Annotated in this window: 14 protein-coding genes; 5 read left to right on the forward strand and 9 right to left on the reverse strand. The window is 59.3% G+C overall.

The features are described 5' to 3' along the window. Positions 1-75: 75 nt before the first annotated feature. On the forward strand, positions 76-831 hold the full coding sequence (ulaR, locus tag M8318_RS12240; RefSeq protein ID WP_262662869.1) for an HTH-type transcriptional regulator UlaR: 756 nt from the start codon (positions 76-78) through the stop codon (positions 829-831). Here ulaR and yjfP read toward each other — a convergent pair. Continuing rightward, positions 828-1559, reverse strand: a complete 732-nt coding sequence (gene yjfP / locus M8318_RS12245) for an esterase (RefSeq protein ID WP_262662871.1) — start codon at positions 1557-1559, stop codon at positions 828-830. The genes ulaR and yjfP overlap by 4 nt on opposite strands. A gap of 138 nt (positions 1560-1697) precedes the next feature. On the opposite strand from yjfP, the gene bsmA reads away from it, so the two are divergent. From bsmA to M8318_RS12260, 3 genes are all read left to right on the forward strand, one after another. Then, on the forward strand, positions 1698-2027 hold the full coding sequence (gene bsmA / locus M8318_RS12250) for a biofilm peroxide resistance protein BsmA (RefSeq protein WP_262662872.1): 330 nt from the start codon (positions 1698-1700) through the stop codon (positions 2025-2027). A gap of 136 nt (positions 2028-2163) precedes the next feature. After that, positions 2164-2451, forward strand: coding sequence for a DUF1471 family protease activator YjfN (gene yjfN, locus M8318_RS12255; RefSeq protein ID WP_106994053.1), 288 nt, complete (start codon positions 2164-2166; stop codon positions 2449-2451). Positions 2452-2623: 172 nt separating this feature from the next. Further along, positions 2624-4549, forward strand: coding sequence for a methyl-accepting chemotaxis protein (locus tag M8318_RS12260; RefSeq protein ID WP_262662876.1), 1926 nt, complete (start codon positions 2624-2626; stop codon positions 4547-4549). 3 nt (positions 4550-4552) lie between these two features. Here M8318_RS12260 and M8318_RS12265 read toward each other — a convergent pair whose 3' ends face one another. Continuing rightward, on the reverse strand, positions 4553-6175 hold the full coding sequence (locus M8318_RS12265) for an isovaleryl-CoA dehydrogenase (RefSeq protein ID WP_262662877.1): 1623 nt from the start codon (positions 6173-6175) through the stop codon (positions 4553-4555). A gap of 183 nt (positions 6176-6358) precedes the next feature. Here M8318_RS12265 and M8318_RS12270 point away from each other — a divergent pair, with 183 nt between their 5' ends. Then, positions 6359-7648 carry an MFS transporter gene (locus M8318_RS12270; protein WP_166181390.1) on the forward strand — a complete coding sequence of 430 codons (1290 nt, stop codon included), beginning with the start codon at positions 6359-6361 and terminating at the stop codon, positions 7646-7648. Positions 7649-7735: 87 nt separating this feature from the next. Here the strand turns inward: M8318_RS12270 and rlmB are convergent, their stop codons facing one another. From rlmB to M8318_RS12305, 7 genes are all read right to left on the reverse strand, one after another. Beyond that, positions 7736-8467 (reverse strand): 23S rRNA (guanosine(2251)-2'-O)-methyltransferase RlmB, encoded by a 732-nt coding sequence (gene rlmB / locus M8318_RS12275; protein WP_262662879.1) that lies wholly within the window; start codon positions 8465-8467, stop codon positions 7736-7738. Positions 8468-8574: 107 nt separating this feature from the next. Further along, positions 8575-9375 (reverse strand): ABC transporter ATP-binding protein, encoded by an 801-nt coding sequence (locus M8318_RS12280; protein WP_262662880.1) that lies wholly within the window; start codon positions 9373-9375, stop codon positions 8575-8577. Beyond that, positions 9372-10361, reverse strand: a complete 990-nt coding sequence (locus tag M8318_RS12285) for an ABC transporter ATP-binding protein (protein ID WP_262662881.1) — start codon at positions 10359-10361, stop codon at positions 9372-9374. Before M8318_RS12285 ends, M8318_RS12280 begins: the two co-directional genes overlap by 4 nt. Beyond that, positions 10354-11214 (reverse strand): ABC transporter permease, encoded by an 861-nt coding sequence (locus M8318_RS12290; protein WP_262662883.1) that lies wholly within the window; start codon positions 11212-11214, stop codon positions 10354-10356. Before M8318_RS12290 ends, M8318_RS12285 begins: the two co-directional genes overlap by 8 nt. Then, positions 11211-12167 carry an ABC transporter permease gene (locus M8318_RS12295; RefSeq protein WP_262662885.1) on the reverse strand — a complete coding sequence of 319 codons (957 nt, stop codon included), beginning with the start codon at positions 12165-12167 and terminating at the stop codon, positions 11211-11213. Before M8318_RS12295 ends, M8318_RS12290 begins: the two co-directional genes overlap by 4 nt. Positions 12168-12179: 12 nt before the next feature. Continuing rightward, entirely contained in the window at positions 12180-13742 is a 1563-nt protein-coding gene (locus M8318_RS12300) for an ABC transporter substrate-binding protein (RefSeq protein WP_262662887.1), read from the reverse strand. A 24-nt stretch (positions 13743-13766) separates the two neighbouring features. Next, positions 13767-14984 carry a M20 family metallopeptidase gene (locus M8318_RS12305; RefSeq protein WP_262662888.1) on the reverse strand — a complete coding sequence of 406 codons (1218 nt, stop codon included), beginning with the start codon at positions 14982-14984 and terminating at the stop codon, positions 13767-13769. Between the last annotated feature and the right edge of the window lie 23 nt (positions 14985-15007).

The raw sequence follows: 15007 nt of genomic DNA on the forward strand, positions 1-15007 counted from the left end.
GTTCCATCTTTTACTTAGTAATTTCAGGCTATTTCAAATATCATCTTTTGAAATCAATTTATTTCGGAATAGCTCATGACAGAAGCACAGCGGCATCAAATTTTACTGGAACTCCTGGCACAAACGGGGTTTGTTACCGTGGAACAGGTGATTGCCCGGCTGGGCGTCTCCCCCGCCACCGCGCGCCGGGATATCAATAAACTTGATGAGAGCGGGAAGCTGAAAAAAGTCCGTAACGGTGCCGAAGCTATCAGCCAACAGCGCCCGCGCTGGTCTCCGATGAATATTCATCAGGCGCAGAATCACGACGAGAAAGTGCGCATTGCCCGGGCCGCCTCTCAGTTGGTGAATCCTGGCGAAAGCGTGGTGATCAACTGTGGTTCAACCGCCTTCCTGCTGGGCCGCGAAATGTGTGGCAAGCCGGTGCAGATCATTACCAACTACCTGCCGCTGGCCAACTACCTCATCGATCAGGAGCACGAAAGCGTGGTAATCATGGGCGGTCAGTATAATAAAAGTCAGTCCATCACCTTAAGCCCGCAGGACAGCGAGAACACGCTGTATGCCGGGCACTGGATGTTTACCAGCGGGAAAGGGCTCACCGCCGAGGGGCTGTATAAAACCGATATGCTGACCGCCATGGCGGAGCAGAACATGCTGAACGTGGTCGGCAAGCTGGTGGTGCTGGTCGACAGCAGCAAGGTCGGGGAGCGCGCAGGTATGTTGTTCAGCCGCGCCGAGCAGATAGACCTGGTGATCACCGGTAAAGGTGCGGACCCCCTGATCCTCCAGAAACTGGAAGATCAGGGGGTGAAGATCCTGCGCGTTTAAAGGTGCTGACGGAAAAACGCCACCGTGGCATCGAGGGCGGTCGGCGTGATGCGATGTTTGACTCCCGCCTCCCACAGACAGGTTAGGTTCTTATCCAGCCCTTCCTGCTGCAGGGCCTGCTGCAAACGGAAGGTCTCCGCGGCGGGCACGACGTCATCCGCCTCCCCGTGCCACAGCAGCAGCGGGCGGTCGGCCAGACGGGGTAGCGCAGTTGTCACCTCCCAGTCGGCAAGCGGAGAGACCATCGCGTCAAATGTCTCAGGTTGCAGCGGCGCAAACAGCGTGCGGGCCAGGGAGGTAAAGTAGCCAGAGCCCATCAGGCTTGCCACGCATTTCACCTCCGGATGGCGCGCCATAATACCCAGCGCGGTCATCCCGCCCATCGAGGCACCGGCCACCGCAAGGCGTTCATCCGCCACCAGTCCGGCCTGATACAACCCATCCCTTAGCGCAGCAAACTCCGTGAGGTTGCCATGCAGGATTGGCCAGAACTGCTCCAGACGAGCCTGCTCATCCCCTGCAAAGCGTGCGCCGTGATCCGGTGCATCCGGCATCACCACCCGAAAACCGGCCTGCGCCAGCGCTACCGCAAAATAGCTGTAGACCAGCTTTGATGAAGTAAAACCATGATAAAAAATAATAACCGGCAGCGGTTGAGATCGTTTTCCTGCCGGAACGGCGTGTACACTTTCATGGTCGCCAAAGTGCCGTATTTCAAGTTCAATCATCAAAAGGCCTCATGCTAAAGGGTGATTTAAAATGTTGAGAACTGGATTACGCTTTCGCACAATTTTCATTCGAAATTTACGCCACAGCTAACAATTTGGGAACATTCCCCCAATCCTAAATCAACAGAGTTCTACACTATGGCTATCAGGAAACGAGATATGGTTATGCGAAGGTTTGCTGCTTTATTGCTGATGCTGGTGTTGGGCGGATGTAGCGTGTTAGAAGGTACGCCACAGCCTGCACCGCCGGTTGCCGACCACCCACAAGAAATTCGCCGTAATCAGACGGAAGGATTACAGCGGATGGGTACCGTCACCGCACTTGAGCGTGGCTCTCCCGCCGATGTGGAAGATGCCATTAAAGCAAAAGCCGTCGCCGCGAAAGCAGATTATTACGTCATTCTCCTTATCGATGAAAACATCGTAACAGGACAATGGTACTCGCAAGCCATTTTATACCGTAAATAACGCGCGGTATTTAAACGACATTTACACTGCTTTGCGTCCATAGACGTTTTCCTGTCCACAATAAACTCCATGCCTGCGGCAATGGAAATGAGTTTATTAGCGAAGGATTGCCCGGCGGATACCGGGGACACGTAAAATGGAGCTGACGATGAAACGATCTCTTGCTTTGACCTCACTGTTACTCTCAGCCGGTCTGGTGAGTACTGCCGCACAGTCAGCCGAATTTGCCAGCGCTGATTGTGTGACGGGTTTGAATGAAATTGGACTGATTTCCGTGAATGATATCTCAGGGAGTCCGCAGGATGTAGAGCGCATGATTGCGCTAAAAGCAGATGAACAGGGAGCATCCTGGTATCGCATTATTACCATGCAGGAAGATAGCCATGTCAATCGCTGGCGGGTACAAGCCATTCTCTACGCCTGAAAAGCGCCCATAAAAAGCCACTAAAAAAGAGTGGCTTTTTAATATTTACAATTCTATTATCCTTGCCGCTACTACCTCGAGACAACACTGTAACATTTTGTTACATAAAGCTAATAAATGTTATCCCCGCTCTGCCGTTGAAAAGCGTTACCTTTTTAGCAATGAGCAATTTATGATCAACTTTTTTCGCCGTGCAGGTCTGGGCACAAAGCTATCGCTGCTTACCGGCTTGAGTGTTGCCACACTCTTTCTGCTGTTCACTTTTCTCCTGAGCTATAACTCCAGTCAAAAACTCGAATCGCTGGCCATAGAAGACCTGCATAACCAGTCTACCGGCGTGGTGGATATGGTGCAGATGTTCAATACCAGCCTCACCGAAGAGGTGGAGAGCTATACCCGCCTGTTCACCACCTTTTTGCCGCAACCGCTGGCCATTGACGCCAGCCAGACCCGCACCATCAACGGTCAGAACGTCCCGCTGCTGAAAGGCGGTGAGACGGAACTCCATGAGAACAACACCACGCCCGATGATTTTCTGAATCGCACCGGGGCCATCGCTACGCTGTTTGTCCGCAGCGGCGACGACTTTGTCCGCGTGGCAACCTCCCTGCGTAAAGAGAACGGCGACCGGGCCATCGGTACGGTACTGGATCACGCCAGCCCGGCCTGGACGGTGGTCAGCAAAGGTGAGGTCTATCGCGGCCTCGCCCTGCTGTTCGGCAAACGCTACATCACCCAGTATCAACCGGTGAAGGACGCGGGCGGACAGGTGATCGCCATCATCTTCGTCGGGGTCGACATTACCCACTCGTGGAACGTCATGCGTGAGAAGATCCTCAGCCGCCGTCTGGGCGAGAGCGGCCACTTCTTTGTGCTGGACCGCAGTCATGGCAAAAATCACGGTCAGTACCTGTTCCATAGCGCAGAAGAGGGGCAGTTGCCGAAATGGGAGAACGACATTCAGCAGCAGCTGCTGGCGGATAAATCCGGCACCCTGGAGCGCCATAGCGCCGACGGTCGTACGCTGATTATGGCCTGGACGCCGCTCCCGGGCTGGAACTGGACGATAGTGGGCGAGGTGGATAAATCCGTCCTGCTGGCCGAGGTGACCAGTCTGCGCGATCGCTTCCTGCTGGCCGGCATCGTCCTGTCCGCACTCTTCGCCATGCTGTTCGCGTTTATTATTCGCCGCTGGCTTTCACGTCCGCTGCGCGATGTGATTGGTCTGGCAGAACAGTATGCCGCAGGCGATCTGCGTAACACCCTGCCTGCTACCCGTCAGGATGAGGTGGGTCAGTTGATCAATGCCATCAACGGGATTGGCGGCGGGCTGCAAAAAATCGTGCTGCAGGTGCGTGAAGCCGCAGGGGATATCCATCAGGGAACCAACGCCCTGGCAGCGGATACCGGTGAGATCTCTGAGCAGATCAACAAACAGGCCAGCAGCGTGGAAGAGACCTCCGCCAGTATGGAGCAGCTGGCGGCCAGCGTGCAGCAGAATGCGGCCAATATGGAGCAGACCCAGCAGCTGGTAGGCGAAACCTCACGGGCGGTGCATCAGGGCGGGGAGACCGTCAGCAATGCTGTCGCTACCATGGATGATATTCGCGAAGCATCGAAACGTATCGAAGCCATTACGCGGGTGATTGAAGGTATCGCTTTCCAGACCAATATCCTGGCCCTGAACGCCGCCGTAGAAGCCGCCCGGGCGGGCGAGCACGGTAAAGGCTTTGCCGTGGTGGCTCAGGAAGTGCGCGCCCTGGCAGCGCGTAGCGCCAACGCGGTGAAGGAGATTGAACAGCTGATTGGCGATACGCTTAGCAAGGTGAGCGAGGGCCACGCCCTGTCGGAGCAGACCCGGCATGCGATGGAGAGCATCATCGAGCACATCGACAATATCAACCAACTGGTCACGGAGATTAACCATGCCTCCCGCGAGCAGTCGGCAGGTATCGGTCAGGTAAATCTGGCGATGACGCATATCGGCGAAGCGTCGCATATCAACGCCGACCGCGTATCACGTAGCGAACAGACGGCACAGGTTCTGCGCGGAAAGGGTTCCCACCTGACCGATCTGGTTAGCCTGTTCCGCCTGTAAGAGTCAGGCTACACCGCCCGTGGCGCGCAGCAGCAGGTCATCCTGGACCTGCTCGCTGAGCAGAGATCCTCCACGGGCGTCAAGCATTTCACGGCACCAGGCCTGCGCCACCGGCGGTGACGCATGGCGCAACATCTGTGCCCCCGCGCCCAGCAGAAAGATCTGCCGGGCGATCTCCCTGCCCTGCGCCTCATGGGGTTTACGCAGCTTCTGCTGTAACTGGCGCCAGCTGCGATCGAAATGCCGATCCTGCCCCTTCACACCAGCAAAATCCTCGGCCAGCAGATCCATCACCGCAGGCTGTTTCGCCAGCACCCGCAGCACGTCCAGCCCCATCATATTGCCCGAGCCTTCCCAGATGCTGTTGACCGGCATCTCCCGGTAGATACGCGGCAGCTCGCTCTCTTCGCAATAGCCGATACCGCCGAGCACCTCCATCGCTTCCGCGACGAACGGGATCCCGGCTTTACAGATCGCCAGTTTCGCGGCCGGGGTAAACAGCCGTGCCCACAGGGCGTCGTGCTCGTTATCCCGGCGATCCCAGGCCCGCGCCAGGCGGAACAGGAGCGCCGTTTGTCCCTCCAGCTGCAGCGCCATGCGGCTTAACACATCGCGCATCAGCGGCTGATCGATCAGGTTTTTGCCAAAGGTCTGCCGCTGGTGGGCATGATACAACGCCACCGAGAAGGCCCGGCGCATCAGGCCGTGGCTGCCGAGCGCGCAGTCGAAGCGGGTGAGGCCGCCCATCTTCAGGATCTGGCGCACCCCTTCCCCCTCTTCACCCAGCAGCCAGCCGGTGGCCTCGAGGAACTCGGCTTCGCTGCTGGCGTTAGAGCGGTTGCCCAGCTTGTCTTTCAGACGCTCCAGATGGACGGCATTGCGCAGGCCGTCAGGCAGAAAACGGGGAACGAAGAAGCACGACAGGCCGCCCTTCGCCTGCGCCAGTACCAGATGCGCATCGCTTTGCGGCACCGAGAAAAACCACTTATGGCCCACCAGCCGGTAGCTGCCGTCGCTGCAGCGCTCTGCCCGGGTGGTGTTGCTGAGGACATCCGATCCGCCCTGCTTCTCCGTCATCCCCATGCCAATCAGCAGGCCGCGCTTCTGGTTGCCTGGCGCCAGATGGGAGTCATACCGGTCGCTAAGGAGCGGCGTTAGCCAGTCGTGGAAAGCGCGGGGTAGCGCCTGTTGCAGCAGCGGCGTGGCGGCATGGGTCATGGTGATCGGGCAAAGCGTGCCGGACTCCACCTGCGCATGCAGGATAAAACGCGCCGCGCGGGCCACGAAGGCCCCTTTTCGCGCCTCCTCTTCCCACGCCAGGTTATGCACCCGGTTAGCGCACAACCCCTGCATCAGCAGGTGCCACGCGGGATGAAAGCGCACATCGTCCAGCCGGGCACCGCTGGCGTCAAAGCGCAGCAGCTCGGGCGGATTGGCGTTAGCAAGGCGGCCCAGTTCCAGCGATTCTGCCGTACCCAGCTGCTGACCAATACTGGCGAGCAGCTCCGCGTCCCAGTCAGCGCCTTCACGGCTGACCGCTTCACACAGGGCACGATCGGAAAGAAAAAGGTTGCTGTTGGTGAGTGGCGCAGGCTGATTAAAAACCGTGTGCGTCTGCCAGTGCATAATGTATCCCTCCTTCTATGGCAATGAGGTAATTATGGACAGACCGGGCAGACGCTGCACGGAAGCGGGCGCAAAATTTCGCCCTCTCCAGGCGTGAATCTGGTCACAGATTGGACGAATAATAAATTTCATATCGGCTTTTATAGTGAATAATTTATTCTTAACCTCATGGAGAGAATAACGATGCAATCCACTCAGCGGGCGCCGGATGCCCACAAGCGCGCATTAGTTGCAGGCTCAATCGGTAACTTTATCGAATGGTACGAATTTGCGGTGTACGGTTTTCTGGCCACCGTGATTGCAAAAAACTTTTTCCAGCTCAGCGGTGAGGCGGGGCTGACCAGCCTGATCCTCACCTACGCCTCGTTTGCCATCGCCTTTTTCTTTCGTCCGTTAGGCGCCATCGTCTTCGGGCGGATCGGCGATCGTATCGGGCGTAAGCCCACCCTTATCATCGTACTGGTGATGATGACCCTGGCCACGGCGGCGATTGGTCTGGTGCCGGTGTATGCCAGCATCGGCATTGCCGCCCCGCTGATCATCACCGGCCTGCGGATCCTGCAGGGGCTGTTCGCGGGTGGTGAGTATGGCGGCGCGGTGTCGCTGATGACCGAGTTCGCCCCGCGTGGCAAACGCGGGCTGTACGGCGCCTGGCAGTCCTTTACCGTTGCGCTGGGGCTGCTGGCCGGCGCGGGGATCGTGGCATTGCTCTCGGCCCTGCTGACGCCAGAAGCCCTGCATGACTGGGGCTGGCGCATCCCGTTCTTTATCGCCCTGCCGCTGGGGGCGGTGGCCCTGTGGCTGCGGGTGAGCATGGAAGAGACGCCGAGCTTCGTGAAGCAGCAAACCAAACCGGTAGTGGCGAAAGCCCGCACCAGTGACACGCTGAAAGCTATCGTGATGGGGATCGGCCGGGTGATGGTCTGGTCTGCCGCAGGTTATACCTATCTGGTGATCATGCCCGCCTACCTGCAATCGGCCCTGCACACCGGCTTTAACCAGGCGCTGCTGATAGCGGTGATCTCCAATATCGGCTTTGCGCTGACCATTATTCCCTCCGGGATGTTGAGCGATCGTATCGGCCGCCGCACGGTGATGGTGATTGCCGCCGTTCTGCTGCTGATCCTCGCCCTGCCGCTGCTGAAAATCCTGCAGGCGGAGTCCAGCACCCTGGCAGTGAAAGCGATAGTGGTGCTGATTGCAGGTGGCCTGGTAGGGATGCTGGCAGGGCCAGGACCGGCCATGCTGTCAGAGATGTTCCCGACGCGGGTGCGCTATACCGGGCTGGGGCTGGCCTATTCGCTGTCGAATGCCATCTTCTCGGGCTGTGCGGGTCTGATCATTACCGGACTGATAAAAGAGACGGGGAATCTGGATATTCCGGCCTATTACGTGATGGCCACGGCGGTGGTGAGTATTTTCGCGCTGATGACGCTAAGAAAGGATGACCATTTGCGGTCGCTGGAGGAGTGATATTGCCCGGTGGCGGCTTCGCCTTACCCGGCCTACAAAAGCACGGACCGTAGGCCCGGTAAGCGCAGCGCCACCGGGCACAGCAGACTACCCGCGCTGGCGCACCGCTTCGAACAGGCAGATGCCGGTTGCCACGGAGACGTTCAGGGACGAGACGCTGCCCGCCATCGGAATGCTGATCAGCTCGTCGCAGTGCTCGCGGGTCAGACGGCGCATACCTTCCCCTTCCGCACCCATCACCAACGCCAGACTGCCGGTCATTTTGCTCTGGAACAGGGTATGGTCTGCTTCACCGGCGGTGCCGACGATCCAGATATTCTCTTCCTGCAGCTGACGCATGGTGCGCGCCAGGTTAGTGACGCGGATCAGCGGCACGTTTTCCGCTGCGCCGCAGGCCACTTTTTTAGCCGTGGCGTTGAGCTGTGCAGAGCGATCTTTCGGCACGATCACCGCGTGAACACCTGCGGCATCGGCGCTACGCAGGCAGGCACCGAGGTTGTGCGGATCGGTCACGCCGTCGAGGATCAGGAAGAACGGGTTATCCAGGGTGGCGATGAGATCCGGCAGATCGTTTTCCTGATACTGGCGGCCCGGCTTGACCCGGGCGATGATCCCCTGGTGCACCGCACCTTCGCTTTTCTCATCCAGATACTGACGGTTCGCCAGCTGGATCACCACACCCTGCGCTTCCAGGGCGTGGATCAGCGGCATCAGGCGTTTGTCTTCACGCCCTTTCAGAATAAAGACTTCCTGAAAACGCTCCGGTGCGCGCTCCAGCAGGGCCTGCACCGCGTGGATGCCGTAAATCATTTCACTCATTAAAGGTACTCATGTGAGGCGGCGTGCGCCGGGTTAAATGGGGCCGTGAATGTTGTCACTTGCGCCTATTATAACCGACCCGCCGGTCAAATCGACTCCTGTCGGCATTAGCCGTTCACCGCCGCACGCGCAACGCCTGTCGCGACCGGGTGCACAGGCAAAATGGCGTTCAGTAAAAAGCGCGTATAGTCATGCTGGGGCGCAGAGAAAATACGCTCTGTATCGCCCTGCTCCACGATCCTGCCGCGATACATCACCCCCACGCGATCGGCAATGTGCCGGACGACGTTCAGGTCATGGGAGATAAACAGGTAGGCCAGCCCGTACTCGCGCTGGAGCCGCATCAGCAGGTTCAGGATCTGCGACTGAATGGAGACATCCAGCGCCGACACCGGCTCATCGCAGATGATTAGCTTAGGCTTAAGGATCAGCGCCCGGGCGATCCCGATGCGCTGCCGCTGACCGCCGGAAAATTCATGCGGATAGCGCGTGGCATCCTGCGGTCGTAAACCTACCTGCTCCAGCATCTCCCCCACCTGCGCTTTGCGATTGCCGATGCCGTGGATAATCAGCGGCTCTTCCAGGCTATAGCCCACGGTGCGCTTCGGGTCGAGGGACGAGAGCGGATCCTGAAAAATCATCTGCATATCCCGGCGCACGCTGCGCCATCCGGCAGCGTTTAACCCGGCCAGCGAGCGTCCTTCGAACTGAATATCACCCCCGCTGGCAGGGGTTAACCCCAGCACCAGCCGTCCGGTGGTGCTTTTCCCGCTACCGGATTCCCCCACCAGCGCCCAGGTTTCACCGGCATTGAGGGTAAAGCTCACCCCGTTCACCGCCGGTACGGACTGGCCGCGACGCTGAAAAGTTTTCGTGAGCTGATTCACGCTCAGTAAAGGGGTTGTCATCGTAGGGCTCCTGTCTCTTCGGCCCGCCAGCAGCGAACCTGGTGACCTTTACCGCCGAGGGTGCATAGCCCGGGGGCCTCTGCCCGGCAGCGCGGCTGCGCCAGCGGGCAGCGATCGGCATAGGTACAGCCCGTGGGCAGCGCATGGAGTGAAGGCACCTGGCCGCCGATCTCTGCCAGGGCGGTTTTAGGCGTATGGTCCGCCGACGGGCGAGCCGCCAGCAGCGCGCGGGTGTAAGGGTGGCGCGGACGTTCAAACAGCGTCCAGACATCCGTCTCTTCCACCACCTGACCGGCGTACAGCACCACCACGCGCTGGCACAGCCTGGCCACCACGCTCAGGTTGTGGGTAATAATGACAATCCCCATCCCGGTTTCATGCTTAATCTCATCAAGGAGATCGAGGATTTGCGCCTGAATGGTCGCATCCAGCGCGGTGGTGGGTTCATCGGCAATGAGCAGCGACGGCGAGGTGGCGATCGCCATGGCAATCATCACCCGCTGGCGCATGCCGCCGGAGAGTTCATGCGGCCAGGATCCGGCGCAGCGCAGCGGATCGGGGATGCCTACCTGAGCGAGCAGAGCGAGGATTTTCGCCTGACGCTGCACACGGTTAAGCGTTGTATGCAGCCGCAGGCTCTCATCAATCTGATAGCCAATCGTCATCACCGGGTTCAGGCTGGCCAGCGGGTCCTGAAAAATCATCGCCATGTCGCGGCCGCTCATCTGCCGACGCGCTTTTGCCGACAGCGTATGCAGCGCGTTGCCCGCCAGCACCACGTCGCCCTCCACCCGGCTGGTGCGCGGTGACAGTAGCCCCATCACCGCCTGGGCGGTCACGCTCTTGCCGCAGCCCGATTCGCCGATAATGCCGAGGGTTTCGTGGGCATGCACATGGAAGGAGACACCGCGCACCGGGGAGATGATCCCCTGACGGGTGGCGAAGCTGACCTCAAGATCCTTTACCTGCAGTAACGTCTCAGCCATGACGTCCCCCTTGTTTTAACAGACGTAAAACCCGGCGCGGCAGCGGTTTTAGCCCCGGATCGGCGCTGTCGCGCAGGTCATCGCCGATGATATTCAGCGCCAGGATCAGCAGCACGATGGCGATGCCGGGGAAGAAGGTCATCCACCAGGCGGTAAAGATCACCGCTTTCCCTTCCAGCAGTAAATTGCCGAGGCTCGGCATCGGGGCCGGGACGCCTGAGCCAAGAAAGCTGAGCGCGGCCTCCGTCAGAATGGCGACGGAAAAGACCCAGCTGACCTGGACGATAAAGGGCGAAATAACGTTGGGCAGCAGGTGCAGCCAGATAATGCGGGAGGCGCTCGCCCCCTGCGCCCGCAGCGCTTCGATAAAGTTTTTCTCTTTAATGACCATCGCCGCCCCACGGATCACCCGGGCGATCGACGGGACATAGACCAGCGACAGAGCCAACACCACGTTGGCGATATTTGGCCCCAGCACGCCGACGATGGCGATCGCCAATAGCAGGGACGGGAACGCAAACAGCCCGTCACAGACGCGCATCAGCACCCGGTCGACCGGACGGTACCAGGCACACAGCAGGCCGATCACCATTCCCGTGATGCCCGCAATCACCGCCACCGCGGCCCCTACCGAGAATGACACTCTCACCGCCAGGGCGACACGCACAAACAGATCCCGGCCAAAGTTATCCGTGCCGAACCAGTGCGCGGCGGAAGGCGGTTTCAGTCTGCTGAGCGGATCGATGCTGTAGGGATCGTAGGGGCTTAACGCGCTGGCAAAAAACGACAGCAGGACGATGGTCACCAGCACCGCAGGCCAGATGAGCAGGGAGGGGTTGCGCTTCAGGATCATTTTTCACCCCCGTCGACGGAAAGTCGCGGATCGGCCAGATAGCTCAGCAGATCCACCGCCAGGTTGATCAACACATAGCAGACGGTGATCAGCAGCACCACGCCCTGGATCACCGTGACGTCACGCCGTTCGATCGAGTCCACGATCAGCGATCCCACGCCGGGAATGCCAAACACGCTCTCAATGACGATGGTGCCGGTGACCAGCGAGGCAAAAGATTCGCCGCAGATGGTCAGAATGGGGATCAGGCTGTTTTTCAGGGTGTGGCGCAGCAGCACCAGCCGCTCCGGCACCCCTTTGGCGCGGGCGGTACTGATAAAGGGCTCCTGCATCACATCCAGCATGACCGCGCGGGTCATGCGGGCGATCAACGCGGCGATACGCAATCCCAGCGCAAACGCCGGCAGGGTTAAATACCAGACGTTAAGCCAGAAATCCTCGTTGGTGGAGCGATACCCCACCACCGGGAACCAGCGCAGCTGCACCGCAAAAAAGAAGATCAAAAACAGGCCGAGCAGAAAGCCCGGCACCGACATCCCGAGGGTCGCCAGCATGCGGATGGCGCGATCCAGCAGGCTGCCGTGTTGCCAGGCGCTCAGCACCCCGCCCGCCAGACCCAGCACCAGCGCGATCGCCTGGGCATATAACGCCAGCGCCAGCGTAGGGGTGAGATGCTGTAAAAACAGGGTCATCACGCTGGTATCGAGAAACAGTGAATGGCCTAAATTGCCGGTAAGCACCTCGCCAAACCAGCTGATAAACTGCGCCAGCATCGGCCTGTCCAGCCCCATCTGCTGGCGCAGCGCCGCGATATCCTGCGGGCTGGCATCGTTACCCAGAATCACCAGCGCCGGATCGCCCGGCGCCAGATGAATCAGACAGAACACCACTACCGACACCACCAGCAGCACCGGTAGCAGTGCCAGCAGGCGGTGAAAGAGGTATCTTTTCATCGCCTTCTCCCGTCAGGGTTTAGTTACGCTAACGTTCCACAGAATCGGGCCAATCAGATCCTGGTAGCCCTGCACGTTGTTTTTGATCGCCACCGCATCCGGGGTAGTACGCCCCAGCACAATCACCGGCAGATATTGCCAGCTCAGCACGTTCAGCTTATCCACCAGCGGTTTGGCCTCTTTCAGCGACGGTGCCTGTTTGATCTGATCCAGCACGCTGTCGATCTCCGGGCTGTTGCTCAGGCCCGGGAATTTGGCCCGTGAATCAAGGAACGGATACTGGTGCAGAACCTGACGCATGGAGAACTCCAGGGCGCAGAGATCGAAGTTTTTCGGATCCTGACGGCGCTGCAGCACGGTGGGCCAGTCATACACGTCCAGCCGGGATTTAACGCCAATCTGCTTCAGCACCTGCTGGGCGACGATCGCCAGGTTATAGAGCTCGGCATACTCTTTGGTGGCGATGATCACCACCTCTTCGCCGTTGTAGCCCGACTCTTTCACCAGCGCGCGCGCCTGATCCAGCTTGTGCTGGTTCCAGAAAGGCTTACCCGCCTCGCTGTACCAGTCCACCTGATCCGGGAAGCCCAGAGAGGGATCTTCTTTGAAGAAGCGCGGATCGCTGTAGCCTGCCAGCAGGGTCTGATGCACGTCGAGCGCCAGGTTAAACGCCTGGCGCAGCTTCACGTTGGCGAACGGCCCCTGGTTTTTATTAAACAGATAGGTGATCAGGGATCCGCCGCTCTGCGGCTGGAACAGGGAAAGATCCGGGGCGCTGCTCAGGGTCTCGATATTGTCCTTTGGCAGCTGGAAGACCAGATCGTACTCCCCGGTCATCGCTCCCGCCAGGCGGGTCGATTCGTCGGTGATGTAGCGGAACCAGATATCCTTTACGTCCGCTTTTTTCTGCCCCGACAGCCCGCTAGCAGGCTCGGTGCGGGACTGATACTGGTCATAGCGGGTCAGATGCAGATAGTCGCCCGGCTTAAATTCCGCCAGCTTGTAAGGACCGGTGCCGACCAGCTCCGTCACCGGCTTATTGCTGCTGTTCGCTGCGTCAATAATGCGTTTTGGCATGATGGCGGCGATGTTCTTCACGTCGGCCAGCACGTTGAGGGTAATGAGCGACGGGGCCGCCAGCGTGAAGCTGACCGTTTTGTCATCCACTTTGCTGAACTGTACGCCCGGCAGGTTGGCTTTCCCCTGGGTGGAGACCGCCAGCCAGCGGTTCATGGAGGCCACCACGTCATCGGCAGTCAGCAGCTGGCCGTCGTGGAAGTGGATCCCGTCGCGCAGCACCAGGGTGTAGGTTTTGCGATCGTCGCTGAGGGTGTAACTCTGCACCAGTTCCGGCACGGGCTCGAATTTATCATTGATGGTGAACAGGGTTTCGAAGATATGCCTGTCCACGTCCGAGGTGGCATTGTTGGTCGTCAGATAGGGATCCAGCGTGCCCGGCCGGTTGCCGTAGGCGATGTTCAGCGTCGCGTTGCGATCCACGCTCTGAGCGTGGGCGCTTCCCAGCGGTAAAACCGCCGCCAGCATCAGCGCGGCGGCAGAAAACAGCATTTTCATTATTATGTCGCTCCGGTATTAAGGTTAAGCGGCCTGGGTTATCGCGGTACGACCGGCAAATTCGTCTTTTGCCGCCTGCAGCAGGGCGGCATCCGTCAGCAGGCGTAATCCCGTGCGGGCCAACACCTGGGCACCCGTCACCAGCGCGTCGTAGCCCTGGGTGGAGTTGGCCGCTTCACGAAACGCGACGGTATGGCCAATCAGATCGTCCGGGCCAATCTTGATGTACGGATGCGCCGTCGGCACCGCGTGGCTGATGTCCCCGGCATCGGTCGAACCCAGCCCCTCTTTCTCTTTCAGCTCTACGTTCTCTCCTGCCGCGGTAAATTCCTCCAGCAGGACGTCGTTCAGGGTGTGGTTGATATTGAAATCACGCGGGCCAACCTGATGCTCAATTTTCACGGTGGTGCCGGTGGCCAGCGCAACGCCTTCGGCAATGGCGCGAATGCGTGGCTCCAGCGCCAGCACCTCTTCCCGGGTGTGGGCCCGGATGTAGTAATGGGCGGAGGCATATTCCGGGATCACGTTCGGGGCCTGGCCGCCGTTGGTGATGATGCCATGCACGCGAATGCCGTCCGGCAGCTGCTGGCGCAGGACGCTGATGCCGTTGTAAAGCAGCACCAGCGCATCCAGCGCATTGACGCCTTTATGCGGTGAGCTGCCCGCGTGGGATGGCTTGCCGTAGAAGTGGAAGTAGAGATGATTGTTCGCCAGCGACGGGCCGGAAAGCCGCGTTTTGCCCGCAGGGTGCACCATCAGGGCCACATCGACCTCCTTCAGGAAACCGTGCTCCACGAAGCGGGCTTTCACGTTACCGTTTGGCCCGCCTTTTCCGCGCAGCCCGCCCTCTTCTGCCGGGGTGCCGAGCACCACCACCTTGCCGCCAGTGCTGGCCAGCGTCTCACCGAGCGCAATCGCCGCGGCAATGCTGGTGACGCCAATAATGTTATGTCCGCAGGCGTGGCCGATATCTATCAGCGCATCATATTCTGCGAGGTAAGCAATGGTCGGGCCGGGCTTGCCGCTCTCTTTTACCGCGTAGAAGGCCGTTTCGTGTCCGGCAACGTTCAGGGTGACGGTAAAACCATGCTTCTCCAGCAGCTGCGTCAGCAGGTTGCTGGCGTAATATTCGTTATTGCCGGTTTCCGGATGGGCGTGAATATCTTTGGCGAGCGCCACATATTCGTCCCGGTGCTGCTGAATACTTGTTTCAAGACGGTCTCGTAATTCGCTGTTGCTCATTGCTTCCACCTCAGTGATGACAG

Source organism: Leclercia tamurae, assembly GCF_025566055.1.
GTDB lineage: Bacteria > Pseudomonadota > Gammaproteobacteria > Enterobacterales > Enterobacteriaceae > Enterobacter > Enterobacter tamurae.

Excerpts from the sequence above, each read along its gene's own strand:
- rlmB (WP_262662879.1), bottom strand. The coding sequence starts at position 8,467 with ATGAGTGAAATGATTTACGGCATCCACGCGGTGCAGGCCCTGCTGGAG.
- M8318_RS12295 (WP_262662885.1), bottom strand. The coding sequence starts at position 12,167 with ATGAAAAGATACCTCTTTCACCGCCTGCTGGCACTGCTACCGGTGCTG.
- yjfN (WP_106994053.1), top strand. The coding sequence starts at position 2,164 with ATGGAGCTGACGATGAAACGATCTCTTGCTTTGACCTCACTGTTACTC.
- yjfP (WP_262662871.1), bottom strand. The coding sequence starts at position 1,559 with ATGATTGAACTTGAAATACGGCACTTTGGCGACCATGAAAGTGTACAC.
- M8318_RS12290 (WP_262662883.1), bottom strand. The coding sequence starts at position 11,214 with ATGATCCTGAAGCGCAACCCCTCCCTGCTCATCTGGCCTGCGGTGCTG.
- ulaR (WP_262662869.1), top strand. The coding sequence starts at position 76 with ATGACAGAAGCACAGCGGCATCAAATTTTACTGGAACTCCTGGCACAA.
- M8318_RS12260 (WP_262662876.1), top strand. The coding sequence starts at position 2,624 with ATGATCAACTTTTTTCGCCGTGCAGGTCTGGGCACAAAGCTATCGCTG.
- M8318_RS12300 (WP_262662887.1), bottom strand. The coding sequence starts at position 13,742 with ATGAAAATGCTGTTTTCTGCCGCCGCGCTGATGCTGGCGGCGGTTTTA.
- M8318_RS12305 (WP_262662888.1), bottom strand. The coding sequence starts at position 14,984 with ATGAGCAACAGCGAATTACGAGACCGTCTTGAAACAAGTATTCAGCAG.
- bsmA (WP_262662872.1), top strand. The coding sequence starts at position 1,698 with ATGGCTATCAGGAAACGAGATATGGTTATGCGAAGGTTTGCTGCTTTA.
- M8318_RS12265 (WP_262662877.1), bottom strand. The coding sequence starts at position 6,175 with ATGCACTGGCAGACGCACACGGTTTTTAATCAGCCTGCGCCACTCACC.
- M8318_RS12280 (WP_262662880.1), bottom strand. The coding sequence starts at position 9,375 with ATGACAACCCCTTTACTGAGCGTGAATCAGCTCACGAAAACTTTTCAG.
- M8318_RS12270 (WP_166181390.1), top strand. The coding sequence starts at position 6,359 with ATGCAATCCACTCAGCGGGCGCCGGATGCCCACAAGCGCGCATTAGTT.
- M8318_RS12285 (WP_262662881.1), bottom strand. The coding sequence starts at position 10,361 with ATGGCTGAGACGTTACTGCAGGTAAAGGATCTTGAGGTCAGCTTCGCC.